Origin of the sequence: Amnibacterium soli, assembly GCF_039544415.1 — a bacterium.
In the GTDB taxonomy this organism is placed as follows: domain Bacteria; phylum Actinomycetota; class Actinomycetes; order Actinomycetales; family Microbacteriaceae; genus Amnibacterium; species Amnibacterium soli.
This window is the reverse complement of sequence record NZ_BAABLP010000001.1, coordinates 251,301-274,575: the sequence shown is the minus strand read 5'-3', so window position 1 is coordinate 274,575 and position 23,275 is coordinate 251,301. Positions and strand designations below refer to the sequence as shown.

Annotated in this window: 20 protein-coding genes and 1 pseudogene; 9 read left to right on the top strand and 12 right to left on the bottom strand. The window is 75.0% G+C overall.

The annotated features are described in order from the left end of the window. Positions 1-17: 17 nt before the first annotated feature. A complete protein-coding gene (locus ABEA53_RS01305; protein WP_345479104.1) occupies positions 18-479 on the top strand; it encodes a hypothetical protein in 462 nt (153 codons plus the stop codon). A 41-nt stretch (positions 480-520) separates the two neighbouring features. Next, positions 521-1,912: a serine hydrolase domain-containing protein gene (locus ABEA53_RS01300; RefSeq protein WP_345479103.1), complete on the top strand. Its 1,392-nt coding sequence runs from the start codon at positions 521-523 to the stop codon at positions 1,910-1,912. A gap of 30 nt (positions 1,913-1,942) precedes the next feature. On the opposite strand, the gene ABEA53_RS01295 is transcribed toward ABEA53_RS01300, so the two are convergent. Beyond that, positions 1,943-3,535, bottom strand: a complete 1,593-nt coding sequence (locus ABEA53_RS01295) for a CoA-acylating methylmalonate-semialdehyde dehydrogenase (RefSeq protein WP_345479102.1) — start codon at positions 3,533-3,535, stop codon at positions 1,943-1,945. A gap of 133 nt (positions 3,536-3,668) precedes the next feature. On the opposite strand from ABEA53_RS01295, the gene ABEA53_RS01290 reads away from it, so the two are divergent. Beyond that, positions 3,669-4,034 carry a VOC family protein gene (locus tag ABEA53_RS01290; protein ID WP_345479101.1) on the top strand — a complete coding sequence of 122 codons (366 nt, stop codon included), beginning with the start codon at positions 3,669-3,671 and terminating at the stop codon, positions 4,032-4,034. Between the two features lie 6 nt (positions 4,035-4,040). Here the strand turns inward: ABEA53_RS01290 and ABEA53_RS01285 are convergent, their stop codons facing one another. The 4 genes from ABEA53_RS01285 to mfd all read right to left on the bottom strand — a co-directional run bounded on the left by ABEA53_RS01285 (position 4,041) and on the right by mfd (position 10,157). Then, on the bottom strand, positions 4,041-5,222 hold the full coding sequence (locus tag ABEA53_RS01285) for an MFS transporter (RefSeq protein WP_345479099.1): 1,182 nt from the start codon (positions 5,220-5,222) through the stop codon (positions 4,041-4,043). Positions 5,223-5,307: 85 nt separating this feature from the next. Beyond that, a complete protein-coding gene (locus ABEA53_RS01280; RefSeq protein WP_345479097.1) occupies positions 5,308-5,967 on the bottom strand; it encodes a dihydrofolate reductase family protein in 660 nt (219 codons plus the stop codon). Between the two features lie 43 nt (positions 5,968-6,010). Further along, complete coding sequence (locus ABEA53_RS01275; protein WP_345479096.1) at positions 6,011-6,490, bottom strand: GyrI-like domain-containing protein; 480 nt, start codon at positions 6,488-6,490, stop codon at positions 6,011-6,013. Between the two features lie 37 nt (positions 6,491-6,527). Next, entirely contained in the window at positions 6,528-10,157 is a 3,630-nt protein-coding gene (gene mfd, locus ABEA53_RS01270; protein WP_425550580.1) for a transcription-repair coupling factor, read from the bottom strand. A gap of 157 nt (positions 10,158-10,314) precedes the next feature. Between mfd and ABEA53_RS01265 the strand changes: the two genes are divergently transcribed. Together ABEA53_RS01265 and ABEA53_RS01260 are read left to right on the top strand one after the other, a co-directional pair. Beyond that, positions 10,315-11,853: a Mur ligase family protein gene (locus ABEA53_RS01265; protein ID WP_345479092.1), complete on the top strand. Its 1,539-nt coding sequence runs from the start codon at positions 10,315-10,317 to the stop codon at positions 11,851-11,853. A 395-nt stretch (positions 11,854-12,248) separates the two neighbouring features. Then, positions 12,249-13,316 carry a peptidoglycan DD-metalloendopeptidase family protein gene (locus ABEA53_RS01260; protein ID WP_345479091.1) on the top strand — a complete coding sequence of 356 codons (1,068 nt, stop codon included), beginning with the start codon at positions 12,249-12,251 and terminating at the stop codon, positions 13,314-13,316. 10 nt (positions 13,317-13,326) lie between these two features. Here the strand turns inward: ABEA53_RS01260 and ABEA53_RS01255 are convergent, their stop codons facing one another. The 3 genes from ABEA53_RS01255 to ABEA53_RS01245 all read right to left on the bottom strand — a co-directional run bounded on the left by ABEA53_RS01255 (position 13,327) and on the right by ABEA53_RS01245 (position 15,410). Then, positions 13,327-14,070: an SDR family oxidoreductase gene (locus ABEA53_RS01255; protein WP_345479090.1), complete on the bottom strand. Its 744-nt coding sequence runs from the start codon at positions 14,068-14,070 to the stop codon at positions 13,327-13,329. 119 nt (positions 14,071-14,189) lie between these two features. After that, entirely contained in the window at positions 14,190-14,783 is a 594-nt protein-coding gene (pth, locus tag ABEA53_RS01250; RefSeq protein WP_345479089.1) for an aminoacyl-tRNA hydrolase, read from the bottom strand. Between the two features lie 21 nt (positions 14,784-14,804). Then, the gene (locus ABEA53_RS01245) at positions 14,805-15,410 is read right to left on the bottom strand and encodes a 50S ribosomal protein L25/general stress protein Ctc (RefSeq protein WP_345479088.1); all 606 of its coding nucleotides are present in this window, start codon (positions 15,408-15,410) and stop codon (positions 14,805-14,807) included. Positions 15,411-15,741: 331 nt separating this feature from the next. On the opposite strand from ABEA53_RS01245, the gene ABEA53_RS01240 reads away from it, so the two are divergent. Beyond that, positions 15,742-16,206, top strand: coding sequence for a cupin domain-containing protein (locus ABEA53_RS01240; protein ID WP_345479087.1), 465 nt, complete (start codon positions 15,742-15,744; stop codon positions 16,204-16,206). Between the two features lie 65 nt (positions 16,207-16,271). On the opposite strand, the gene ABEA53_RS01235 is transcribed toward ABEA53_RS01240, so the two are convergent. The 4 genes from ABEA53_RS01235 to ABEA53_RS01220 all read right to left on the bottom strand — a co-directional run bounded on the left by ABEA53_RS01235 (position 16,272) and on the right by ABEA53_RS01220 (position 20,116). Beyond that, complete coding sequence (locus tag ABEA53_RS01235) at positions 16,272-17,372, bottom strand: RuBisCO large subunit C-terminal-like domain-containing protein (RefSeq protein WP_345479086.1); 1,101 nt, start codon at positions 17,370-17,372, stop codon at positions 16,272-16,274. Next, a complete protein-coding gene (mtnA, locus tag ABEA53_RS01230) occupies positions 17,369-18,358 on the bottom strand; it encodes an S-methyl-5-thioribose-1-phosphate isomerase (RefSeq protein WP_345479084.1) in 990 nt (329 codons plus the stop codon). Before mtnA ends, ABEA53_RS01235 begins: the two co-directional genes overlap by 4 nt. A 14-nt stretch (positions 18,359-18,372) precedes the next feature. Next, a complete protein-coding gene (locus ABEA53_RS01225) occupies positions 18,373-18,885 on the bottom strand; it encodes a gluconokinase (RefSeq protein WP_345479082.1) in 513 nt (170 codons plus the stop codon). Between the two features lie 175 nt (positions 18,886-19,060). After that, complete coding sequence (locus ABEA53_RS01220; protein WP_345479081.1) at positions 19,061-20,116, bottom strand: D-2-hydroxyacid dehydrogenase; 1,056 nt, start codon at positions 20,114-20,116, stop codon at positions 19,061-19,063. Positions 20,117-20,250: 134 nt separating this feature from the next. Between ABEA53_RS01220 and gndA the strand changes: the two are divergent. The 3 genes and pseudogenes from gndA to ABEA53_RS01205 all read left to right on the top strand — a co-directional run bounded on the left by gndA (position 20,251) and on the right by ABEA53_RS01205 (position 23,237). Continuing rightward, positions 20,251-21,662: pseudogene (gene gndA, locus ABEA53_RS01215) on the top strand (NADP-dependent phosphogluconate dehydrogenase). Beyond that, positions 21,659-22,390, top strand: coding sequence for a histidine phosphatase family protein (locus ABEA53_RS01210; RefSeq protein ID WP_345479657.1), 732 nt, complete (start codon positions 21,659-21,661; stop codon positions 22,388-22,390). The pseudogene gndA and the gene ABEA53_RS01210 overlap by 4 nt, the downstream one beginning before the upstream one ends. Further along, positions 22,374-23,237, top strand: a complete 864-nt coding sequence (locus ABEA53_RS01205) for an NAD(P)H-hydrate dehydratase (protein ID WP_345479080.1) — start codon at positions 22,374-22,376, stop codon at positions 23,235-23,237. The genes ABEA53_RS01210 and ABEA53_RS01205 overlap by 17 nt, the downstream gene beginning before the upstream one ends. The last annotated feature ends 38 nt before the right edge of the window (positions 23,238-23,275 follow it).

The following is a 23,275-nucleotide window of genomic DNA, read 5'->3' as shown; positions in this document are numbered from 1 at the left end:
CGACCGAGAATGCCGGGGTGATCCTCCGCGCCCTCGCCCTGACCGCGGTGCTCGCCGCGGCGGCGCTGTCGACCGCCGGCTGCGCGGCGGCGCAGCCCGAGGCGACCGCCTCCCCCACGATCAGCCGCACCGCGACGGTCGCCCCGCTGACGACGCCGAGCCCGCAGGCCGGGGAGGTGACCCGCTCGACCTTCGGCGGCGGCGCCTCCCGCACCCCGAGCGGCAGGACCCCGACCGCCGGGCAGCTCGCGGTCGACGTCGCGTGCGCCGGCACGGACGGCAGCCGCATGCGCTGGAGCCTCGTCTCGGGCGACGGCGCCGCACTGGGCCTGTCCGGCGACGCCGACTGCTCGGGGCCGCCCTCCACGCAGTGGCTCGGGATCACCGCCGAGCAGCGGCCGGACCGCGTCCGGGTGCGGCTGCTGCCCGCCTCCGGGGTCGTCTCCGGCTGGGCGGTCGTGCGCAACGGGACGCCCTAGCGCGATCGGAGCACCGGGCGCACGGATGGAAGGATCGGGCCGTGCCCCACCGCGCAGACCGCCTCCAGCTCGCCGCCCCCGCCCTGGACGACCTCGTCGCCGCCCGGGTGCGCGACGGGAAGGCGCCCGCGTCCTCCTGGGCCGTGTTCGGCCCGGAGGGGGTCGTCGCGACCGGCGCCGCCGGGGACGAGGCGGTCGGTCCGCTGCCCGACGCCCGCACGGCGTTCCGCGTCGCCTCCTGCACGAAGAGCTTCACCGCCGCGACGCTGCTGACCTTCGTGGCGGAGGGGGCGCTGACGCTCGACACCCCGCTGACGGAGGTGCTCGACGCGCGGGTGCTCGGCGCCTCGCGAGCGCCGACGCTGGGCGAGCTGGCGTCGATGTCGGGCGGCATCCCCATCGACGACCCGTGGGCGGACCGCCAGGAGTCGATGACGACCGACGACTTCGACCGGCTGGTCGGCGAGGGCGTGCGCCTCGTGTCCGAGCCCGGCACCCGCTACGAGTACTCGAGCTTCGCCTACGCGATCCTCGGGCGCGTGCTGGAGCGCGTCGGCGGCCGCCCGTATCCGCAGCTCGTGCGCGAGCGGATCATCGACCCGCTCGGCCTGACCGGGCTGGCGTTCGACCGCTCCGTCGACGCGACGGTCGCGGAGGGGTTCGCACGCGTCGATGGCGAGTGGGCCCGGCAGCCGTGGGCGGAGCCGGGCGCGTTCTCCGCGCTCGGCGGCGTGGTCGCGACGCCCACCGCGCTGGCGACGTGGGCCGGGTGGCTGGCGAGCGCCCTGCGCGACGGCGCCGCCGACGACGTCCTGCCCGCCGCGCTGCGCCGGGCGATGCAGGAGCCGCGCACCCCGGAGGACCCCGCGGGCCGCGTGCACTACGGCCTGGGGCTCGTCGTGGAGGAGGCCCCGCGGCACGGCCGGATCATCAGCCACTCGGGCGGCTACCCCGGGTACGGCGCCCACATGCGCTGGCACGCCGCGAGCGGCATCGGCGTCGTCGTGCTCGAGAACGCGCGCTACAGCGGCGCGACCCTGCCCGCGACGCAGGCGCTCACGATGCTGCTCGACAGCGCGGTCGAGCCCGAGGCCGAGCCGGCGCTCTGGCCCGAGACGGCCGCTGCGCGGGACGTCGTCGAGGGCCTGCTGCGGGGTTGGGACGATGCGGCGCTGGGCGCGATCGCGGCGGACAACGTCGCGCTCGACGAGTCGTTCGCGCTCCGCCGGGCGCACGCGGAGCGTCTGCGGGAGCGCGTCGGGCTCGCGGCGGACGCGCCCGTGCCGCCGCTGACCGCGGCCGCCGCCCGCAGCGACTCCCCCGCGCACCTCGCCTGGACCGTCGCCGGCGAGCGCGGCCGGGTCCGCTGCGAGATCCGGATGACCCCGGTGCGCGAGCCCCGCCTCCAGATCCTGCACCTCCGCCTCGCCTGACCCGGCGCCGGGCGCAGGCGAGGCCGGCGGTCAGGTGCGGGGGAAGCCGAGGTCGACGCCCCCGTGGCTCGGGTCGAGCCAGCGCGCGGTGACGGCCTTCTGCTGCGTGAAGAACCTGACGCCCTCGGCGCCGTGCGCCTTCGTGTCACCGAAGAGGCTCTGGCGCCAGCCGCCGAAGGAGAACGTGGCGACGGGCACCGGGATCGGCACGTTGATCCCGATCATGCCCACCTCCACCTCGTGCTGGAAGCGGCGTGCGGCGCCGCCGTCGTTGGTGAAGATCGCGGTGCCGTTGCCGAACGCGCCCGTGTTGATGAGGGCCACGCCCTCCTCGTACGACGCCACCCGGACGACGGCGAGCACGGGGCCGAAGATCTCCTCGGTGTAGACGCGGGAGGAGGTGGGCACCCGGTCGATCAGGGTCGGTCCGAGCCAGAACCCGTTCGGGTCGCCGTCGACCTCGACGCCGCGCCCGTCGACGACGACCTCTGCGCCGTCCTCCTCCGCGATCGCGATGTACGACGCCACCTCGTCCCGATGCGCCTCGGTGACCAGCGGGCCCATGTCGCAGCTGCGGCGGCCGTCGCCGACGGTCAGGCCGGCCATCCGCTCCCGCACCTTCGCGATGAGTGCGTCAGCGACGGTCCCTCCCGGCTCGGCCGTGCCGTCGCTCCGCGCCGCCCCGGAACCGGCCGGCAGGGGCCCATCCACCGCGACGACCACGGAGATCGCCATGCAGCGCTCCCCCGCGCTGCCGAAGCCGGCGTTCACGGCGGAGTCGGCGACGAGGTCGAGGTCCGCGTCGGGCAGCACGAGCATGTGGTTCTTCGCGCCGCCGAGCGCCTGCACCCGCTTGCCGTGCTGCGCCGCGGTCTCGTAGATGTACTGCGCGATCGGTGTCGACCCGACGAAGGAGATCGAGCGCACGTCCGGGTGCGTCAGCAGCGCGTCGACGGCCGCCTTGTCACCGTGCAGCACGGTGAAGACGCCGTCGGGCAGGCCCGCCTCCTGGAGCAGCCGGGCGATCCAGACGGCGGCCGACGGGTCCTTCTCGCTCGGCTTCAGCACGACGGCGTTGCCGGCGGCGATGGCGATCGGGAAGAACCACATCGGCACCATCGCCGGGAAGTTGAAGGGGCTGATGATCCCGACGACGCCGAGCGGCTGGCGCAGCGAGTACACGTCGACCCCGCTCGAGACCTGCTCCGAGTACTCGCCCTTGAGGTGGTGGGCGAGGCCCGTCGCGAACTCCACGACCTCCTGGCCGCGGCTGATCTCGCCGAGCGCGTCGGACAGCACCTTGCCGTGCTCGCTGGTGATGATCTCCGCGAGCTCGCCCTTGCGCGCCTCCAGCAGCTCGCGGAAGCGGAACATGATCGCCTGGCGGCGGGCGAGGGACAGGTCGCGCCAGGCCGAGTAGGCGGCCTTCGCCGCGGCGACCGCGGCGTCGGCGTCGGCCGCATCCGCCAGCGGCACGCGCTTCGTCGCGACGCCGAGCGCCGGATCGAACACCTCCGCGGTCCGCGTGCTCGACCCGGCCACGGCGGCGCCGCCGATCCAGTGCGGCACGAGGGGCGGGTCACCGCCGGTGTCGGTGGCGGACGCGGCGGCGGTGATCGTCATGTCGTTCCTCGTCGGGGAGCAGCGGCCCGGAGCGCGGGCCCGTCGGATGCGGCTCAGCCTCCCACCTGCGGCGCCTTCCGGCCCACCGCCTCCATGTGTACGGTGCGCACATCGAGGTGCAGGAGGCGGAGCGATGGTCGCGATCGAGCGGGCGTTCGGCGGGATGTCGGTGCGGGACGTGCCGGAGGCGGTGCGGTTCTGGCGGGAGACGATCGGGCTGCAGGTCGACGACGGCGACATCGCCCGCGTGCACCTGCCGGGCGGCGGCACCGTGATCCTGTACCCGAAGGCGGACCACGAGCCCGCCGGCTTCACCGTGCTGAACCTCGTCGTCGCCGATGTCGGACGGGCGGTCCAGGAGCTCGCGGCGGCGGGCCTGCAGCCGCAGCGCTACCCGGGGATGCCGCAGGACGACGACGGCGCGATGCGCGGCCGCGGCCCCGACATCGCCTGGTTCACGGATCCCTCGGGCAACGTCTTCTCGGTGCTGACGGACTGACCCCGGTCAGACCACCGCTTCGGCGTGCGACGGGAAGCCCCGGCGCAGCACGAGCACCAGCAGCGCGGACAGCGCGAACGAGGCCGCCGCGAGCACGACGACGGCCGGCACCCCGGACGCCGCGAAGACCGCGCCGCCGACGGCCGCGCCCAGTCCGATGCCGACGTTCGACGCGGCGTTGTTCACCGCGGAGGAGAGGTCGGGCGACAGCGCGCGGGCCCGGAGGCACGCGGCCGTGCAGAACACCGGGATCGCACCGAAGCCGACGATCCACGCGCTCACGGCGGTGACCGTGCCCGCCGTGCTCGCCTGCAGCAGCAGGAGGGCGCCCGTGCAGACCGCGGCGAGCACGAGCGCGCCGATGAAGCCGGCGCGCGGGTGCCGGTCGATGACCAGCCCGGCGAGCCACAGCCCGATCACGCCGGTCGCCCCGAAGAGGAACAGGGCCGCGCCGATCGCCCCCTCCGCGACGCCTGCGGTCAGCAGCACGGACGACACGTACGTGTAGAGCGCGTAGTGGCCGAAGAACGCGAGCGCGTTCACCCCCGCCGCCGACACGAGCGCGCTGCGCGGACCGCGCGCCTGCTCGCTCGGCGCGCCGGCGATGCCGACCGCGGGCAGCGCCATCGCGGTCGCGGCGCCCGCGAGCAGCCCGCCGACGGACAGCGCGCCGAACGCGACCCGCCAGTCGAAGGCCGCGCCGATGGAGGTGATCAGCGGCACCCCGAGCACGTAGCCGAGGGAGGCGCCGGACGCGGCGATCGCGAGCGCGCGGCCCTGCACCCTGGGCGGCACGAGCGACGCCGCGTAGGCGGACAGCACGGAGAAGAACAGCGCGTGCGCGACGCCGCCGACGGCGCGCCCCAGGCAGACGACGGCGAAGCCCGGCGCGAGCGCGATCATCGCGTTGCCGATGCTGTAGAGCACGATCGTGCCGAGCAGCAGCGGCTTGCGCGGCAACCGGGCGGTCAGCCGGGTCAGCGGGATCGCGAGCACCGCCACGAGCGCCGCGTACACGGTGACGAGCAGCCCGGTCACCGCCTCCGACACCGAGAACGCGCGGCTCAGCTGCGGCAGCAGGCCGACCGGCACCACCTCGGTCGTGATGGCGACGAAGGTGGACAGCACGAGCGCCCCCAGCCCGACGGCCGAGCCGAAGCCGATGCGTTCGTCGTCCTGCCGCGCCACGCGCCCATCCTCCCGGTTAGGACGGACTTCGCTCACGCTTCATGCCGCCCGACGACCGCATGGGCGGCACGAAGCGTGAGCAAGGTCAGGTGCGGCGGGTGAAGACGTGGTGCACGACGCCGGAGGGGGACGCGGTCGTCTCGAGGTCGAAGCGCTCCTCGAGGCCCTCGAGCCCGTCCCACAGGCGGACGCCGCGGCCGAGCACGATCGGCGACACCACGACGTGGAGGTGGTCGACCAGGTCGGCGGCGAGGAACTCCCGCACCGTCGTCGGGCCGCCGCCGAGGCGCACGTCGAGGCCGCCGGCGAGCTCCGTCGCCTCCGCGAGCGCCTCCTGCGGGCTCGCGTCGCGGAACAGGAAGGTCGTCCCGCCGACGACGAGGTCCGGCCGAGGCGTGTGCGTCAGCACGATCACGGGCGTGCGGAACGGCGGCTCGTCGCCCCACCAGCCCTGCCAGTCGAGGTCGGGCCACGGCCGGTCGAGCGGCGCGAACTTGTTGCGCCCCATGATCTCGGCGCCGATGCCGCGGGACCACGCGGAGGCGAAGGCGTCGTCGACGCCTCCGGTACCGGCACCGCCCGCCGCCGACCCGTTGCCGATCATGCCCTGGAAGGTGGCCGTCGGGAAGAACCAGCCCATCAGCCGCTGGCCCGCGTGACCGAAGGGCGCCTCGAGCGACTGCCCCTCCCCCGTGCCGAACCCGTCGAGCGAGACGGCGATGTTGTGCGCGCGGAGTCGAGCCATGCCGGGACCGTAGCGCGGGCCGGCGACGCCGGGGAAGCCGGGCTCAGGCGCGCGGGACCACCGGCTGCACGAGCTCCGTCACCCACTCCTCCTGCGGGTGGCCGTCCGGGGTCAGGTAGATCTCGCGGGCGGGGCCCGCGATCTCCCAGCCGTCCTCCCGGACCCGGTCCGCGAGCGCCGCCCACGACCGGTCGATGGCGGCCACGGGACCGCGATGGGTCGCGACCGCCGCGTGCTCGGCGGCGGGCAGCACCTGCACCTCGAGGCCCTGCACCGCCGTCACGGCGGCCTCCACCTCGAACCCGACCGTGACGAGCACGCCCGACCCCTCCGCGGCGTAGGTCGCGATCGCGGGGCCGGACTCGACGTCGGCGGCCGCGAGCAGCGCGGCGGCCTCCGAGAACATCGGCGAGACGACGGGCCCGATCCGCGCCGAGCCGAACCCGGTCGCTCTGCCGGTGATGCAGGCGATGCGGGCGGACGGCACGGCCTGGAAGACGACGTCGATCGCCGGTCCGGTCATGGGAGGTGCTCCTTCGAGTGGGTCGGATCGGCGCCGGTCAGGCGGCGGCCTGCGGGACCTTGCCCCAGATGGCGCCGAGCAGCTGCTGCACCCACTCGATGAGCGCGGTGTCCGCGAGCGGCTCGCCCGCGGTCTGCGGCCACGGCACGTTCACCGCGCCCTGCACGATGCGGGCGCCCGGGTACATGCGCTGCAGGCGCACCTGCATCGAGTCCGGCAGGTCGGCCGGGGCGATGCGGAGGAACTTCGGCAGCGAGACGACGTCGGAGAGCCCGGCCTGCTGCGCGAGACGGCGCAGCTTCGAGATGCGCACGAGGCTCTGCACCTCCTCCGGCGCCTGGCCGTACCGGTCGACGAGCTCCTCGAGCACGAGGTCGATGCGCCCCTCGGCGGAGGCGGGCCCGGCCGCGGCGGACAGCTTCTGGTAGGCCTCGAGGCGCAGCCGCTCGCTGTCGATGTAGTGCTCGGGGATGCGGGCGTCGACCGGGATCTCGAGCCGCAGCTCGGTCTGCCCGTCGGCGACCTCGCCGCGGAAGTCGCTGACCGCCTCCCCGATCATCCGCAGGTACAGGTCGAACCCGACGCCCGCGATGTGCCCGGACTGCTCGCCGCCGAGCAGGTTGCCCGCGCCGCGGATCTCGAGGTCCTTCAGCGCGACCTGCATGCCCGAGCCGAGGTCGTTGTTCGCGGCGATGGTCTCGAGCCGGTCGACCGCGGTCTCCGACAGCGGCTTCTCGGAGTCGTAGAGGAAGTAGGCGTAGGCGCGCTCCCGGCCGCGTCCGACGCGGCCGCGCAGCTGGTGCAGCTGCGACAGGCCGTACTTGTCGGCGCGGTCGACGATCAGGGTGTTCGCGTTCGCGATGTCGAGGCCGGTCTCGATGATCGTGGTGGAGACGAGCACGTCGAACTTCCGCTCCCAGAAGTCGACCATCACCTGCTCCAGCTGGTGCTCGCCCATCTGGCCGTGCGCGACGGCGACGCGCGCCTCCGGCACCAGCTCCGCGATCTCGGCGGCGATGCGGCCGATGGAGGACACGCGGTTGTGCACGTAGAAGACCTGGCCCTCGCGCAGCAGCTCGCGCCGGATCGCGGCGGTGATCTGCCCCTGCGAGCGCGCGCCCACGAACGTGAGGATCGGGTGGCGGTCCTCCGGCGGCGTCGCGAGCGTCGACATCTCGCGGATGCCGGTGACCGCCATCTCGAGCGTGCGCGGGATCGGCGTCGCGCTCATCGCGAGCACGTCGACGTTCGTCTTGAGCTTCTTCAGCTGGTCCTTGTGCTCGACGCCGAACCGCTGCTCCTCGTCGATGATCACGAGGCCCACGTCCTTGTACTCGACCTGCTTCGCGAGGATCGCGTGGGTGCCGATCACCATGTCGACGGTCCCGTCGGCGAGACCCTTCAGCGTCTCCTTCACCTCGCGGTCGGTCTGGAAGCGGGAGAGGGGTCGCACGTTCACGGGGAAGCCCGCGAACCGCTCGGTGAAGGTCTCGAGGTGCTGGCGCACGAGCAGCGTCGTCGGCACGAGCATGGCGACCTGCTTGCCGTCCTGGATCGCCTTGAACGCGGCGCGCACGGCGACCTCGGTCTTGCCGAAGCCGACGTCGCCGGAGATGAGCCGGTCCATCGGGATCGGCTTCTCCATGTCGGCCTTGACCTGGTCGATGGTCTCGAGCTGGTCCGGCGTCTCGGCGAACGGGAACGCCTCCTCCAGCTCGTGCTGCCACGGGCTGTCCGGGCCGAAGGCGTGGCCGCGGGAGGCCATGCGGGCGGAGTAGAGCTTCACCAGCTCGACCGCGATGTCGCGGACGGCCTTGCGCGCCTTGCCCTTCGCCGCGGCCCAGTCCGAGCCGCCCATCTTCGACAGCTGCGGTGCCTCGCCGCCGACGTAGCGGGTCAGCAGGTCGAGCTGGTCGGTCGGCACGTAGAGCTTGTCGCCCGGGTAGCCGCGCTTGCTCGGCGCGTACTCGATCAGCAGGAACTCCCGCACGACCTTCTCGGCCGGCTTCTCCCCGGCCCGGCGCGGGCCGGACTTCTGCACCGGCGCGACCTCGCGCCGGGTCAGCTCCACGAACTTCCCGATGCCGTGCGTCTGGTGCACGACGAAGTCGCCGGCCTTCAGCTGCAGCGGGTCGACGACGTTCTTGCGGCGGGAGGCGAGCTTCTTCGGCCCGCGGTTGTCCATGCTCGCGGTGCGGCCGTAGAACTCGCGCTCGCTGACGACGGCGAGCGACACCTCGGGCTGCTCGAACCCGGTCTCGAGGTCGCCGATCATCACGTAGGCGACGCCCGGCTCCAGCTCGGCCGGCAGCTCCTCCACGATGCGGGCCGCGGCGCCGCGCTCGGCGAGCACGTCGCGGGCGCGCTCGACGAGCCCCTTGCCCGCCGCGGTGACCACCGTCGACCAGCCGTGGCGGAGCCGGGAGGCGACGTGGTCGAGCAGCTCGGCCGGGCGCCCCGGCGTGACCGGCGTCGCCCCGCCCTTCACGCGCAGGTACTCCGCGGAGTCGGCGAGCAGCGCCGCCGCCTTGGCGGGGTCGAGGTCGGCGACCGACTCGGCGCCGTCGGGCTGCGACTCGAACGAGCTGATCGTCCACCAGGTGCCCTCCGGCACCGCCTCGCGCAGCCGGTTCACCGTCAGGAAGTCGCCGGACTCGAGGTCGATGGGCGCCTGAGCGCCCGCCGTCGCCGCGGCCCACGCGGCGTGCAGGAACTCGCGGTTCGTCTCGGAGAGGCTGACCGCGCGGCTCGCGACCCGCTCCGGGGACAGCACGCAGACGGCGGCGCCCTCCGGCAGGTAGTCGGTCACGGGGATGAGGCCGTCGGCGAGCACCGGCGCGAGCGACTCCATCCCCTCCACCGGGATGCCCTCGGCGATCTTCGCGAGCATCTGCGCGAGGTTCGGGAACTCGTGGCGCAGCTCGCGCGCCCGCTGCTGCACCGACTCGGTGAGCAGCAGCTCCCGCGCCGGCACGAGCTCGACGCGGTCGATCTCGACGTCGAGCGTGCGCTGGTCGGCGACCGAGAAGCCGCGCAGCCCGTCGACCTCGTCGCCGAAGAAGTCGACCCGCACCGGGTGCTCGCCGATCGGCGAGAACACGTCGAGGATGCCGCCGCGCACGGCGAACTCGCCGCGGCGGGTCACGAGGTCGACGCGGCTGTACGCGAGGGCGACCAGGCGCTCGACGACCGCGTTCAGGTCGACGCCGCGCTGCCGCAGCCGCAGCTCGACGGGCTCGACCGAGACGAGGCCAGCGACGATCGGCTGCAGCGCGGACCGGACCGGCGCGACGACCACCAGCGGTGCGTCGCCCGGCCGCCACTGGTGCATGCGGCGGATGGCGTGCAGACGCCGCCCGACCGTCTCGACGCCCGGGCTGAGGCGCTCGTGCGGCAGCGTCTCCCACGCGGGGAACTCGAGCAGCTCGGCGTCGGGCAGCAGGCAGTCGAACGAGGCGCGCAGGGCGTCCGCCTCGCGCTCGGTCGCGGTGACGACCAGCAGCGCGTCGGCGGCGCCGTGCTCCCGCCGGCGCTGCAGCAGCGCGGCGATCAGCGGCGCGTGCAGCCCGGGGGTCGCGGAGAAGTCGGCGGCTCGCGAGGCGGCGACCAGCGCATCGCTCATCGAGTCGGCATGGCTCAGCAGACGTGGCAGACCCGCGAGACTCACTCCCCTCATTTTACGGGCGCCGGTGACAGCGCCTGCACGGCGGCGCCCCCGAATCGGGAAGGTCGGCCGAGGGGCAGCCGCTTCCCAGCGTCATCCGAGCCTCTCTTCAGCGGACACTCCGGAATGACAGCGTCCCCGGTCGTACCGTCGGCGATCGATGACACCTGACAACGGCCCGCTCCGCCCGCAGCGGACGGCGCCGCGCGACCTCCGCGGGCTCGCGCAGCACCTGTCCGCCTCGGTGGCCGCCGACCTCGATGCGGCCGTGGCGACGGGCATCACCCTCCGCAGCCAGGACGTGCGCCCCGGCGACGTGTTCGCTGCGCTGCCCGGGGCCGCGACGCACGGAGCGGCCTTCGCGGCGGCGGCACGGGCGGCCGGCGCGGTCGCCCTGCTCACCGATGCGGCCGGCGCCGCGCTCGCGGTGGACGCCGGCCTGCCGACGCTCGTCGTGGACGACCCGCGCCGCGTGCTCGGCGACGCCGCCGCATGGCTGCTGCGCACCGAGGACGCGGTGCCCCTGCTGCTCGGCATGACCGGCACGAACGGCAAGACCACGACGGTGACCCTGCTCGACCACCTCCTGCGCCGGCTCGGCCGGCGGACCGGCATCAGCACGACCGCCGAGCGGGTCGTCGACGGCGTGCGCATCCCGAGCCGCCTGACGACGCCCGAGGCGGACGAGCTGCACGGCCTGCTCGCGGCGATGCGCGAACGCCGCGTCGACGCGGCCGCGATCGAGGTGAGCGCGCAGGCGCTCGTGCGGGCGCGGGTCGCGGGCGTGCGGTTCGACGTCGCGGGCTTCACGAACCTCTCGCACGACCACCTCGACGACTTCGGCGACATGGCGACGTACTTCGCCGCGAAGGCCGCGCTGTTCGAGCCCGACCGGGCCCGCCGCGGCGTCGTGTCGCTCGACTCGCCCTGGGGCGCCCGGCTCGCGGCCGAGGCGCGGATCCCCGTGACGACGGTCGCCCTGCACGGGGACGCCGACTGGCGGGTGGCCATCACCGAGCGCTCGCTCGACGGCACCCGCTTCCGGGCGACGGCGCCGGACGGCCGGGTCCTCGAGACGCGCGTGCGGATGCTCGGCGACCACGCCGCGGCGGACGCCGCACTGGCCGCGGTGATGCTCGTCGAGGGCGGCGTCGCACTCGACGCGATCCAGGAGGCGCTCGGCGACGACGGCTTCGACGTGGCGGTCCCCGGGCGGCTCGAACGCCTCCCCTCCTCCGCCTGCGGACCCGCCGTGCACCTGGACGTCGCGCACACCCCGGACGCGTTCGAGAAGTCGCTCGCCGCGCTGCGCGCGGTGACGCCCGGGCGGATCGTGATGGTGTTCGGGGCCGACGGCGACCGGGACCCCTCCAAGCGGTTCGACATGGGCCGCGTCGCGAGCAGCACCGCCGACGTCGTGGTGATCACCGACCACCACTCGCGGTTCGAGGACCCCGAGGCGATCCGGCGGACCCTCCTGCAGGGCGCGCGCTCGACGGGGCGGGCGGAGGTGCTCGAGGTGCCGGACCCGGGCGCCGGCATCCGCGCCGCCGTCGCGATGACCGGCCCGGGCGACGCCGTGCTCTGGGCGGGCACCGGCCGCACGGACTACCGGGACATCGGCGGGACGAAGCTCCCCTACTCCTTCCACGACGAGGCCCGCGCCGCCCTCGCCGAGCTGCAGGCCACCGCTGCGTAGTCGCGGCTGACGGGCGCGACCGGACGGGACGGGCGGGAACGGCCGCCCGTCCCGTCCGAAGACGCCCGCGTTGGTGGGCCCGGATCACGCGGCGCTCCGGACACGCCGACGACACGCCGAGCAGTTCTCGCGACACGCGTGTCGCTGCTCGCCCCCACTTCAGGGGGTGCCTAGCTTCGACCGGTCGGGCCGCCGCCCGGCGACCGGGAGAGGGGCTCGCGCTGCGCTGGGACGAGGAACCGACGAGGGACGGCCAGGCGCCGGACCCCCGCCGACGCACCCTTCGTGAGCCGCTGCAGGGGCTCCGCGGCCCCCGCATCCCCCAGGACCCGCGCACGGCCCGACCGGAGCAGTCCGCCCCCGAGCGCACGCCGCAGCGCGCGCCGCGCCCCGCGGTGCCGGAGCAGGACCCGCGCCAGGGCACCGGCCGCCCCCGCCCCGGCGGCACCGCCGCCACCGGGCAGCACCCCGTCGCCCGGACCCGCGAGACCTCGGCGGGCCCGAGCGGCACCGCGCCCGTCCCCGTCGTCCGCCAGACGCCCGCCGGCCCCGCCGCCCCCCGCCCCGGCGTGCGGCAGCCCGAGTCGCAGCGCCCCACCGGGCAGCCGCCCGTGCGGTCCCGCCTGCGGACGGCTCCGCCCGCCGCGCCCCAGCAGCAGCCCGGCGCCCTCCGCCCGGTGACGCCGCCGACCCCGCCGCAGCGCGCGCCGCGTCCCGCGCCGGTGCAGCCGTTCTCACAGCTCGCGCCGGTCGTCGCGCCGACCCTGCGGACGCCGGCGCCCCTCGCCCCGCCGCCCGAGCCGCCGCGCCGCCGTCGCCCGGTCCGCGGACTGTTCGCCGCGGCCGCCGTGCTGGGCCTCGGCGTGCTCTGGGGCCTGCCCGCCTTCGCGAGCGAGGCGCTCGACGCGCCGCCCGTCGCGGGCGTCGCCGCGGACGGCGTGCAGAGCCTGCAGGTCGACGCGGACGCCGGCACCGGCAGCGCCTCGGCCGACTCCGTCTCCGGTTCGCTCCGCGCCGCGGCCCCCTCCATCGCCTCCCCCGTCGAGGCCGTCGGCGCCGGCTGGATGAAGCCCGTGCAGGGCCACCTCGGCGACCCGTTCGGCCCTCGCCCCGAGCAGCCCGTGCCCGGCGTGAACCTGTTCCACCGCGGCCAGGACGTCGTCGCCGCCTGCGGCGCGCCGATCCGCGCCGCCGCGTCCGGCACGGTCGAGGCGGCGACCTACTGGGGCACCTACGGCAACTGGATCCTCGTCGACCACGGCGACGGCGTCGCGGTCGGCTACGCCCACGAGTCGCGCATGCTCGTCTCCGTCGGGCAGCACGTGTCGGAGGGGCAGCTGATCGGGCTCGTCGGCCAGACCGGCGCGGCCACCGGCTGCCACCTGCACCTCGAGGTGCACCTGAGCGGGGTCGCGGTGAACCCGGTGCCGTTCTTCGCCGCCAAGCACATCTCGCTCGGCTGAGCCCCGCCGGTCAGCCGCGCCCGATGTAGGGCATCGTCGTCGCGGTCACCGTCAGCCACTGCACGTTCGCGGTCAGCGGCAGCGACGCCATGTAGACGAGCGCGGCGCCCACCTCCGCCGCGTCGAAGGTCGGCTCGGGCCTCGTCGCGCCGTCCGCCTGCAGCACGCCGTCGGCCATGCGGGCCGTCATGTCCGTCGCCGCGTTGCCGATGTCGATCTGCCCCGCGGCGATCGAGAACGGCCGGCCGTCGAGCGAGGTCGAGCGCGTGATCCCCGTGACCGCGTGCTTCGTCGCGGTGTAGGCGATGGAGCGGGGCCGCGGTACCTGCGCGGAGATCGACCCGTTGTTCACGATCCGGCCGCCCTGAGGGGCCTGGCGCCGCATGATCCCGAACGCGGCGCGGGTGCAGAGGAAGGTGCCCGTGACGTTGAGGTCGACCACCCGGCGCCACTCGTCCATCTCGACCTCGTCGACGGGCACGGCGCTGCCGCCGCGCCCCGCGTTGTTGAACAGCAGGTCGAGGCGGCCGAAGCGGTCGACGACCTGCCCGAACACCCGCTCGACGTCGGCGGGGTCGGTCACGTCGCACGGGAACGCGTGGATCCCCTCCGCCCGCCCCGCGACGTCGTCGAGCGGCTCGCGCCGCCGCCCGAGGACCGCGACCGTCCAGCCCGCCGCCGCGAGCGCGGTGGCGCACGCCGCACCGACCCCGGTGCCGCCGCCGGTCACGATCGCGATGCGCTGCTCCGTCATGCGTCAGGCGTAGCAGCACGTCCCTGCGCATCCGAACCGCGGCTCGGTCGAGCACCCGCCTCAGGCGTGCGCACCGACCCGGACGGGGCCGAGATCAGCCGCCGCCGCCGATGCGCGGCTCAGCGGGCGTCGCGCGGCGCGTTCCAGCGCTGCTGCGCGGGCTCGAGGCCGAGCCCGGCGAGGTCGACCACCGCATCCGCCGCGTCGCCGACGAGAAGCGGCAGCTCCTTGCGCTCGGTCGGCGTGAAGTCCTTCAGCACGAAATCAGCGGCGGGCTGCCGGCCCGGCGGGCGGCCGATGCCGACGCGGACGCGCGGGAACTCCGGGGTGCCCAGCACCGCCGCGATGTCGCGGACGCCGTTGTGGCCGCCGTGCCCGCCGCCGGTCTTCAGGCGCAGGTCGCCGAACGGGATGTCGAGCTCGTCGTGCACGACGATCAGCCGCTCCGGCGGCAGCGAGTAGAACTTCGCGAGCGCGCCCACGGGGCGGCCGGACTCGTTCATGTACGTCTGCGGCGCGGCGAGCACGAAGCGCGTGCCACCGGGCCGGTCCCGCCCCTCCGCGACGCCCGCCCCCGTCTTGTGCCGGGAGAAGCGGGCGCCGAAGCGGGAGGCGAGCTCGTCGACCACCATGCGGCCGACGTTGTGGCGGTTCCCGGCGTACTGCGTGCCGGGGTTGCCGAGCCCGACGACGAGCCAGGCGTCGTCAGGCATCGGCGTCCGTGTTCCTGCGGGTCAGGACTCGTCGGGGACGACGTCGCCCTCGGCGGGCGCGTCCTCACCGGCGGTGGCGTCCTCGAGGCCCTCGGCGGCCGGCACCGAGACGCCGACGATCAGCAGCTCGGGGTCGGAGGCCAGCTCGGCGCCCTCGGGCAGCTTCAGGTCGGCGGCGGTGATCTGGGTGCCCTCCTCGGCGCCCTCGACGCTCACGACGACGTGCTGCGGGATCGCCGTGGCGAGCACCTTCAGCAGCACGGTCTGCGAGTCGAGCGTCGCGATGGTGCCGGAGGCGGACTCGCCCTCGAGGACCACGGGCACGTCGACCTCGACCTGCTCGCCCGTGCGGACGATGATCAGGTCGAGGTGCTCGATGATCTGGCGCACCGGGTCGCGCTGCACGTCCTTGACCAGCGCCATCAGCGGGCCGGTCGGCAGGTCGAGGTCGAACACCGCGTTGGCGCGGCGGATGATCAGGCCGGTCTCGTGCGCGGGCAGCGAGATGTGCACCGGGTCGGTGCCGTGCCCGTAGATGACGGCGGGGATGCGGCCGGCGGTGCGCAGCTTGCGGGCCGCGCCCTTCCCGAACGACGTACGCGCCTCGGCGGCGATCTTCTCAGCCATGCTGGTCCCTCCACACGGGGCCGCAAGGCGACCCGCTCGATTACGGTCGGCGGTGCCGCAGTGGCCCGAGCCGGGCGCCCTGCGTCGATCACGGCCGCGACAGACGCGTCGCGGCCCTCGCCGAAGTCCAGCGGGAGAGCATACCGGACGCGGCGGGGACGCGTTCCCCGCGGGTAAGGCCCGGACGCGTTCCCCGTCAGCACTGCAGCAGGACAGGACGACGTCTGCAGGACGGAACGGGACGATCCGTCCTGCAGGACGCGTCCTGTCCTGCTGTCGTGCTCCGCGGAGGCGGGTCGACGGCGGACGCCGGGAGGGGCACGATGCTGCGGTGACCGACGCGCGCACGGCGACCGAGGCCCTCCGCGGGCAGCCCGAGCCCTACCGCTGGGAGGGCGTGGCCGAGCTCGCGTACAAGGAGCACGACACGACGTTCCGCGGGGTGACGCGGCGGGTGCTGTTCGGCGCCGACGACGACCAGGCCGTCGAGGTGCGCTACTTCGAGGTCGCGCCGGGCGGCTGGAGCACCCTCGAGCACCACGCGCACACGCACCAGGTGGTGGTGCTGCGGGGCTCGGGCGCGTGCCTGGTCGGGGACCGCGTGCTCCCCCTCCGGCAGCACGACCTCGTGTTCGTGCCCGCCTGGGCCTGGCACCAGTTCCGCGCGACCGGCGACGAACCGCTCGGCTTCCAGTGCATCGTGCCGCTCGACCGCGACCGCCCGGTCCTGCCGACCGACGACGAGCTCGCGGCGATGACCGCGGACCCCGACGTGGCCGCCTTCGTCCGGCACTAGGACCTTGCTCACGCTTCTTGCCGCCCGATCGGCGATGGAGCGGCAAGAAGCGTGAGCAAAGTTGCTCAGGGCTCGACGAGGGCCCGGAAGCGCTCGGCGGTGCCGCGCGGGTCGCCGTCGCGGTGCAGCTCGCCGCCGATGAGCAGCACGACGTCGCGGCCGTAGAACTCGATCAGCTCGGGCACGCGGTCGAGGCGCATGCCGCCGCCGGGGGCGGGCAGGGAGGCGGGCAGCCCGGCGAACGGCCGCGCGCAGCCGTCCGCGATCGAGCGGCACTCCTCCGGCGTGTAGCTGAAGCGCCCGCCGTAGGAGGGGAACACCGCGGCGTCCGCGCCGGCGAGGCGCAGCAGCAGCCCGTAGAGCACGTCGGGGTCGATGCCCGCGGTGGGCGCGACGGTCAGCCCGCCGAGCAGCGCGGGGTGCGCGAGCAGCACGAAGTCGTCCGGGGTGTTCCGCGCGAGCCAGCGCAGCAGTGGCAGGCCGCCGACCCCGGGCACGACGAGCAGCCCGCCGGCCCCGGATTCGACGGCGATGCGGAGGCGCTCCTCGACGTGCTCGGGCGGGGCGTCGAAGCACGGCAGGTAGCGCGCGGCACGCCCGGAGGCAGCGTTGCCCTCCGCGATCGCCTCGGCGACGCGCGGCACGCGCTCCGCGTACGACGACCAGCGCTGGTTCCCGAGGCCCTGATCGTCCTTGATCAGGTCGATGCCGCCCTCGGCGAAGGCGCGGCCGAGGGCGGCGAGGTCCTCCGTCGGCAGGCCGACCGGCTTCAGCGCCGTCGCCAGGATCGGCCGCTCGGGCACGCCGAGCACGCGGCGGACGCCCGCCGCGCCGAGCGCCGGCCCGGCGCCCATCGCCGCCGCGAGCGCCTCCGGCACCTCGAGGTCGACGAGGCGCACGCCCGGCAGCAGCGCGCAGTTGCCGAACACCATGACCAGCAGCTGGGTCAGCTCGTCTCCCGCGAGCTCGTCGGGGAACTCGATCGTCGCGAGCGCGAGGTCCGGCCCCGCCTCCTCCACCGCGAGCACGGAGGCGCGGGAGGAGGCGGCCTTCGCGGGGGCGAGATCGGGCGGGAACTCGTGGCTCTGCTCGACCGCGAGCGCCTCCGCGCGCGCCGGCGCCTCGGCGACGTCGCCCGTGAGCGCGTAGACGGCGCGGACGGTCATCGCCCGAGCTCCGCGATCGCGGCGCCGAACGGCGGGTGCAGCACGCCGCGCTCGGTGACGATGCCGGGGATCAGCGCGGCGGGCGTGACGTCGAAGGCGGGGTTCCAGACCGTCGTGTCGGCGGCGGGGGCGCCGGGCCCGCCGCCGAGCACCTCCTCCGCCCCGCGCTCCTCGATCGGGATCGCCGCGCCGTCCGGTGCGCCCGGGTCGATCGCGTTCCACGTCGCGGCGACGTAGAAGGGGACGCCGGCATGCGATGCGGCGATCGCCAGGGCGAGGGTGCCGATCTTGTTCGCGGTGTCGCCGTTCGCCGCGATGCGGTCCGCGCCGACCACGACGGCGTCGACGCGCCCGGTCGTCAGTGCCGCGGCGGCCGCCGCGTCGACGAGCAGCGTGACCGGCACGCCGGCCTGCTGCAGCTCCCAGACCGTCAACCGGGCGCCCTGCCGCAGCGGCCGGGTCTCGGTCGCGAGCACCTCGACGCGCTCCCCCGCCTCCGCCTTCGCGTAGACGATGCCGAGCGCCGTGCCGCGACCCGTCGTCGCGAGCACGCCGGTGTTGCAGTGGGTGAGCAGACGGGAGGCGCCCGCGAGCTCCCGCCGGCCGTGCTCCCCGATCGCGAGGCACGCCGCGCGGTCCGCCGCCAGCAGCCCGAGCGCCACCTCGAGCGGGTCCTCGCCGCCCACGAGCGCGGCGTGCACCAGCTCGACCGCCACCCGCAGGTTCACCGCGGTCGGCCGTGCGGCGATGAGCCGCGCCGCCGCATCGTCGGGCGTCAGCCCGCCGCGGACGCCGAGCACGAATCCGAACGCCCCCGCCGTGCCGAGCACGTTCGCGCCCCGCACCGCGAGCGCGCCGATCGCCTGCACGACGCCCTCGATCGTGCGCAGCTCGAGCACCACGGTCTCGTCCGGCACCCGGCGCTGGTCGACGACCCGCAGCGCGTCGCCGGTCCACGCGATGCTCTCGAGGGTCGCGCCCGCCACGTCCGCTCCGCCGATCAGCGCGCGTCGACCACGCGGGCGAGCACGGTCTCGACGACCTCGCCGCCGGGCCCGACGATCGGCACGGTCGTGCCGGGCTCGTCGGGGGCGAGGCGCTCGAGCGTCGCGAGCTGCGAGTCGAGCAGCGACGCCGGCATGTAGTGGTGCTTGCGCTCCCGCATGCGGCGCTCGAGCTCCGCGCGGTCGACGTCGAGCAGCACGAAGAACGCGTCCGGCTCCTCCGCGAGGATCCGGAGGCGGTACGCCCGCTTCAGCGCGGAGCAGGCGACGATCGGCGTGCGGCCGGCCGCGCTCGCTTCCCGCATCGCACGGCCGACGGCGTCGAGCCACGGGGCCCGGTCGACGTCGGTGAGCGGGACGCCGGAGCGCATCTTCTCGACGTTGGCGGCGGGGTGCAGGTCGTCGGCGTCGATGAACACGCTGTCGGGCACGCGCTCCGCGAGCCCCTGCCCGACCGTCGTCTTCCCGCATCCGGAGACGCCCATGATCACCAGCGGAGGCACGCTCATGCGCCGAACGCTAGCCGGTCGGCCTCCTCGCCGTCCGGCCGGGGCAGGCGCCGGGGAGCCGTGCGCGGATCCGCAGTTCCTCCTCGACGCGCCGGGGCACGCACCGGTCCGCGCGGCGCGTCGGGCCGGAACTGCGGATCCACGGAGGATCTGCGGATCGACGGACCCTTCGGGATCAGTAGAACTCGCGGGTGTTCACCGGGTTGATCAGGTCGTCGCCGTCGAGGTAGCGGGTCGCGTTTCGGGCGAAGAGGTCGGCGATCAGGGCGTCCTCCTTGTCGCTCAGCGCCGCGGTGTGGGGGCTGATCAGCACGTTCGGCAGGTCCCACAGCGGCGAGTCGGCGGGCAGCGGCTCGGGGTCGGCGACGTCGAGGGCCGCGAAGCCGATGCGGCCGGAGCGCAGCTGCTCGATGAGCGCGTCCTGGTCGATGACGGTGCCGCGGCCGACGTTCGCGACGCTGACGCCGGGCTTCACGGCGGCGAGCACCTCGGCGCTCACCAGGTGCTGCGTCTCGTCCGTCCCCGGCAGCGTGACCACGACGCCGTCGAAGTCGCCGATCCGCGACACGAGGTCCGCGGGGCGGATCACCTCCTCCACCCCCTCCACCTGCACGTCGCGGCGGCTCGTGCCGGCGACGTGCACGCCCTGCCGCGCGAGGCGCTGCGCGAGCTCGCGCCCGATCGAGCCGAGCCCCACGATCAGCACGCGGCTGTCCTCGAGACGGCGCATCATCCACCGCGACTCCGCCCAGTCGTGCGCCCGCTGGTGCTCCTGCAGGCGGGGCAGGGTCTTGAAGCCGGCGAGCAGCCCGAACTCGCACCACTCCGCCAGCGGCACCGCGTGCACGCCGGCGGTCGTGGTGAACCGGACGCGGTCGAGCTCGTCCTGCTCGAGCCGCGCGGCCTTCACCTGCCCGCCGCCGCCCGCGGGCATCAGCTGCACCCACTCGAGCGCCGGGTTCGCGCGAAGGGTGCGCGCGAGCTGCGACGGCCGCTCCCCCGGGATGCCGTAGAGCACCTGCGCGGAGTCGACCAGCTCGCGGTACCGGTGCTCGTCCGCCTCCGACCGGCGGAACCCGGGGTCCCCGGCGTGGTCGCCGGGGTGCTGCTGCGGCGGCAGCAGGTCCTGCTCGACGATCAGGTCGAGCCGCGGCTCGGCGTCGCGGATCCGCTGCGCGAGCTCGTCGGAGAGGGGTCCCGCGGCCACCGCGCGGAGGCGTCGTTCGCTCATGCGCCGAGGGTAGGAGGGACCGGCGGGCCCAGGCTGACCGGACCGCCCGGCGATACGCTCCCGCAGAGTTCGAGGCGAAGGAGACGCACGTGAGCGAGAAGCCGGTCGGGGTCGCCGACATCGGGGTCGTCGGGATGGCGGTCATGGGATCGAACCTGGCGAGGAACCTCGCCCACCACGGCAACACGACCGCGGTCTACAACCGCACGGACGCGAAGACGGACGAGCTGATCCGCGATCACGGGTCCGAGGGCGAGTTCGTGCCGAGCCACGACATCGACGACTTCGTCGCGAGCCTGAAGAAGCCGCGCGTCGCGATCATCATGGTCCAGGCGGGCAAGGGCACCGACGCCGTCATCGAGCAGCTCGCGGACCGCTTCGAGCCGGGCGACATCATCGTCGACGGCGGCAACGCGAACTTCCACGACACCATCCGCCGCGAGCACGACCTCCGCGAGCGGAACCTCAACTTCGCCGGCACCGGCATCTCCGGCGGCGAGGAGGGCGCGCTGAACGGCCCGTCGATCATGCCGGGCGGCTCGGACGAGGCGTGGGACCGGCTGAAGCCGATCCTGGAGTCCATCGCCGCGGAGGCGGAGGGCGAGCCCTGCGTCACCCACATCGGCACCGACGGCGCCGGCCACTTCGTGAAGATGGTGCACAACGGCATCGAGTACGCCGACATGCAGCTGATCGCGGAGGCGTACGACCTGCTCCGCCGCGTCGGCGGTCATGACACCGCCGGGCTGGCCGACGTGTTCGACGAGTGGAACCAGGGCGACCTCGAGTCGTACCTGATCGAGATCACCGCCGAGGTGCTGCGCCAGCAGGACGCCGAGACGGGGAAGCCGCTGGTCGACCTGATCCTCGACCAGGCGGGCAGCAAGGGCACCGGCGTCTGGACCGTGCAGAACGCGGTCGGCCTCGGCATCCCGGTGTCCGGCATCGGCGAGGCCGTCTTCGCCCGCGCCGTCTCGAGCAAGCCGAAGCAGCGCGAGGCCGTGCAGGCGCTCGAGAAGGGCCGCCCCGAGCCGGTGGCGAAGCCGACGGGTTCGAGGACGACGTGCGCGCAGCGCTCTACGCCTCCAAGGTCGTCGCGTACGCGCAGGGCTTCGACATCATCATCGCCGGGGCCGAGCAGTACGGCTGGACCATCGACAAGGGCGCGGTCGCGAAGATCTGGCGCGCGGGCTGCATCATCCGCGCGCGGTTCCTGAACCGGATCGTGGAGGCGTACGAGCGGAACCCCGAGCTGCCGACGCTGCTCGCCGACGAGTACTTCGCGAAGGTCGTCGCCGACGGCGAGGCCGCCTGGCGCCGCGTCGTGTCGACCGCGGCGCTGTCCGGGGTGCCCGCGCCGGGCTTCTCCTCCGCGCTGTCGTACTACGACTCGCTCTCCTCCGACCGCCTGCCCGCCGCGCTCATCCAGGCGCAGCGCGACTTCTTCGGCGCGCACACCTACGGGCGCATCGACAAGCCGGGCACCTTCCACACCCTCTGGAGCGGTGACCGCAGCGAGGTCGAGTCCGCCGGGTCGTCCCACTGAGCGCCCTCAGGGAGCTGCTGCTCGTCCGGCACGGCGAGAGCGAGGCGAACGTCGCGGCCGCCGAGGCCGAGCGCACGGGCGCCGCGCGGATCGCCGTGCCGGCGCGCGACCCCGACGTCGAGCTCTCGCCGACCGGCGTGGAGCAGGCGGAGGCGCTCGGCCGCCGGCTCGGCGACCTGACGGCCGACGAGGCCCCGCAGGCGCTCTGGGTGTCGACGTACCGGCGGGCGCGGTCGACCGCGGAGCACGCGTTGCGGGTCGCGCAGCTGACCCTGCCGACCACGGTCGACGAGCGCCTGCGCGACCGCGAGCTGGGCGTCCTCGACACGCTCACCTGGCGCGGTGTCGAGGAGCTGCACCCGGAGGAGGCCGCGCGGCGGCGGTTCCTCGGCAAGTACTACCACCGCCCACCCGGCGGGGAGTCGTGGGCGGACGTCTCCCAGCGCCTCCGCTCGGCGCTGCGCGACCTCGCCGACTCGGGCGCGGAACGGGTGCTCGTCGTGTCCCACGACGCGACGACGCTGATCATCCGCGGCATCCTCATGGGCATCCAGGAGGCGGAGCTGCTGGAGCTGTCGCGCACCCAGCCGGTGCCGAACGCCTCCGTCACCCGGATGGTGCGGCGCGAGGACGGCTGGCGCGCCGAGCCGGTCAACGACGTCAGCCACCTGCGGGGCGACGTCCCGACCACGCACCACGGAGGCGAGCACCATGGCACGCGACCCTGAACCGTTCGGGCCCGGCGACCTCGCGCCCCTGCCCGCGCCGGGCTCCGGCAAGCGGGACCGCGGCGACGTGCTCGTCATCGGCGGTGCCCGCAAGACGCCCGGCGCCGCGGCGCTGACCGGCATCGCGGCGCTGCGCGTCGGCGCGGGCCGGCTGACCGTCGCGGTCGCCGAGTCGGTCGCGGGCGCCTTCGCCGTCTCCTTTCCGGAGGCGGGCGTGATCGGGCTGCCCGAGACGACGGGCGGCGCGGTCGCGGGGCGTGCCGCGGCGGACGCCGTCGCCGACGACCTCGACGTCGACTGCCTGGTCATCGGCCCCGGGCTCGACGACCCGGACGAGGCCGGCGCGCTGCTCGAGCGCGTGCTGCCCGCCGTGCCGGAGCACACGCTCGTGCTGCTCGACGCCTACGCGCTCGGCGCGCTCGGCAACGCGCCCGAGCTGGGCGAGTCGCTCAAGGGCCGCCTGATCCTCACGCCGAACGCGACGGAGGCGTCCTTCCTGCTCGGCGAGGACGTCGACGACCTCGCCGAGGCCGGCCCGCGGGTCGCCGAGCGCTTCGGCGCCGTGGTGAGCGGCGGCGGCATGGTGATCGAGCCGTCCGGCCGGATCCGCGTGGTGCAGGCCGGCGGCCCCGGCCTCGGCACCTCCGGCAGCGGCGACGTGCTCGCCGGCGCGATCGGCGGGCTGCTCGCGCGCGGGGCGGACATCGCGGACGGCACGTGCTGGGCGACGTACCTGCACGCGCGCGCCGGCGACCGGCTCGCGGAGACGGTCGGCCCCCTGGGCTTCCTGGCCCGCGAGCTGGCGGACGAGCTGCCCTTCGTGCTCGCCCGCTCCGCCACCGCCTAGCGCGTTGCTCACGCTCCGTGCCGCCTCGGCCTCCGCCG

Coding starts and splice junctions, on each gene's coding strand:
- ABEA53_RS01295 (WP_345479102.1), bottom strand. CDS start 3,535: ATGACGATCACCGCCGCCGCGTCCGCCACCGACACCGGCGGTGACCCG.
- ABEA53_RS01290 (WP_345479101.1), top strand. CDS start 3,669: ATGGTCGCGATCGAGCGGGCGTTCGGCGGGATGTCGGTGCGGGACGTG.
- ABEA53_RS01280 (WP_345479097.1), bottom strand. CDS start 5,967: ATGGCTCGACTCCGCGCGCACAACATCGCCGTCTCGCTCGACGGGTTC.
- ABEA53_RS01275 (WP_345479096.1), bottom strand. CDS start 6,490: ATGACCGGACCGGCGATCGACGTCGTCTTCCAGGCCGTGCCGTCCGCC.
- ABEA53_RS01265 (WP_345479092.1), top strand. CDS start 10,315: ATGACACCTGACAACGGCCCGCTCCGCCCGCAGCGGACGGCGCCGCGC.
- ABEA53_RS01255 (WP_345479090.1), bottom strand. CDS start 14,070: ATGACGGAGCAGCGCATCGCGATCGTGACCGGCGGCGGCACCGGGGTC.
- pth (WP_345479089.1), bottom strand. CDS start 14,783: ATGCCTGACGACGCCTGGCTCGTCGTCGGGCTCGGCAACCCCGGCACG.
- ABEA53_RS01245 (WP_345479088.1), bottom strand. CDS start 15,410: ATGGCTGAGAAGATCGCCGCCGAGGCGCGTACGTCGTTCGGGAAGGGC.
- ABEA53_RS01235 (WP_345479086.1), bottom strand. CDS start 17,372: ATGACCGTCCGCGCCGTCTACGCGCTCACGGGCGACGTCGCCGAGGCG.
- ABEA53_RS01225 (WP_345479082.1), bottom strand. CDS start 18,885: ATGAGCGTGCCTCCGCTGGTGATCATGGGCGTCTCCGGATGCGGGAAG.
- ABEA53_RS01220 (WP_345479081.1), bottom strand. CDS start 20,116: ATGAGCGAACGACGCCTCCGCGCGGTGGCCGCGGGACCCCTCTCCGAC.
- ABEA53_RS01205 (WP_345479080.1), top strand. CDS start 22,374: ATGGCACGCGACCCTGAACCGTTCGGGCCCGGCGACCTCGCGCCCCTG.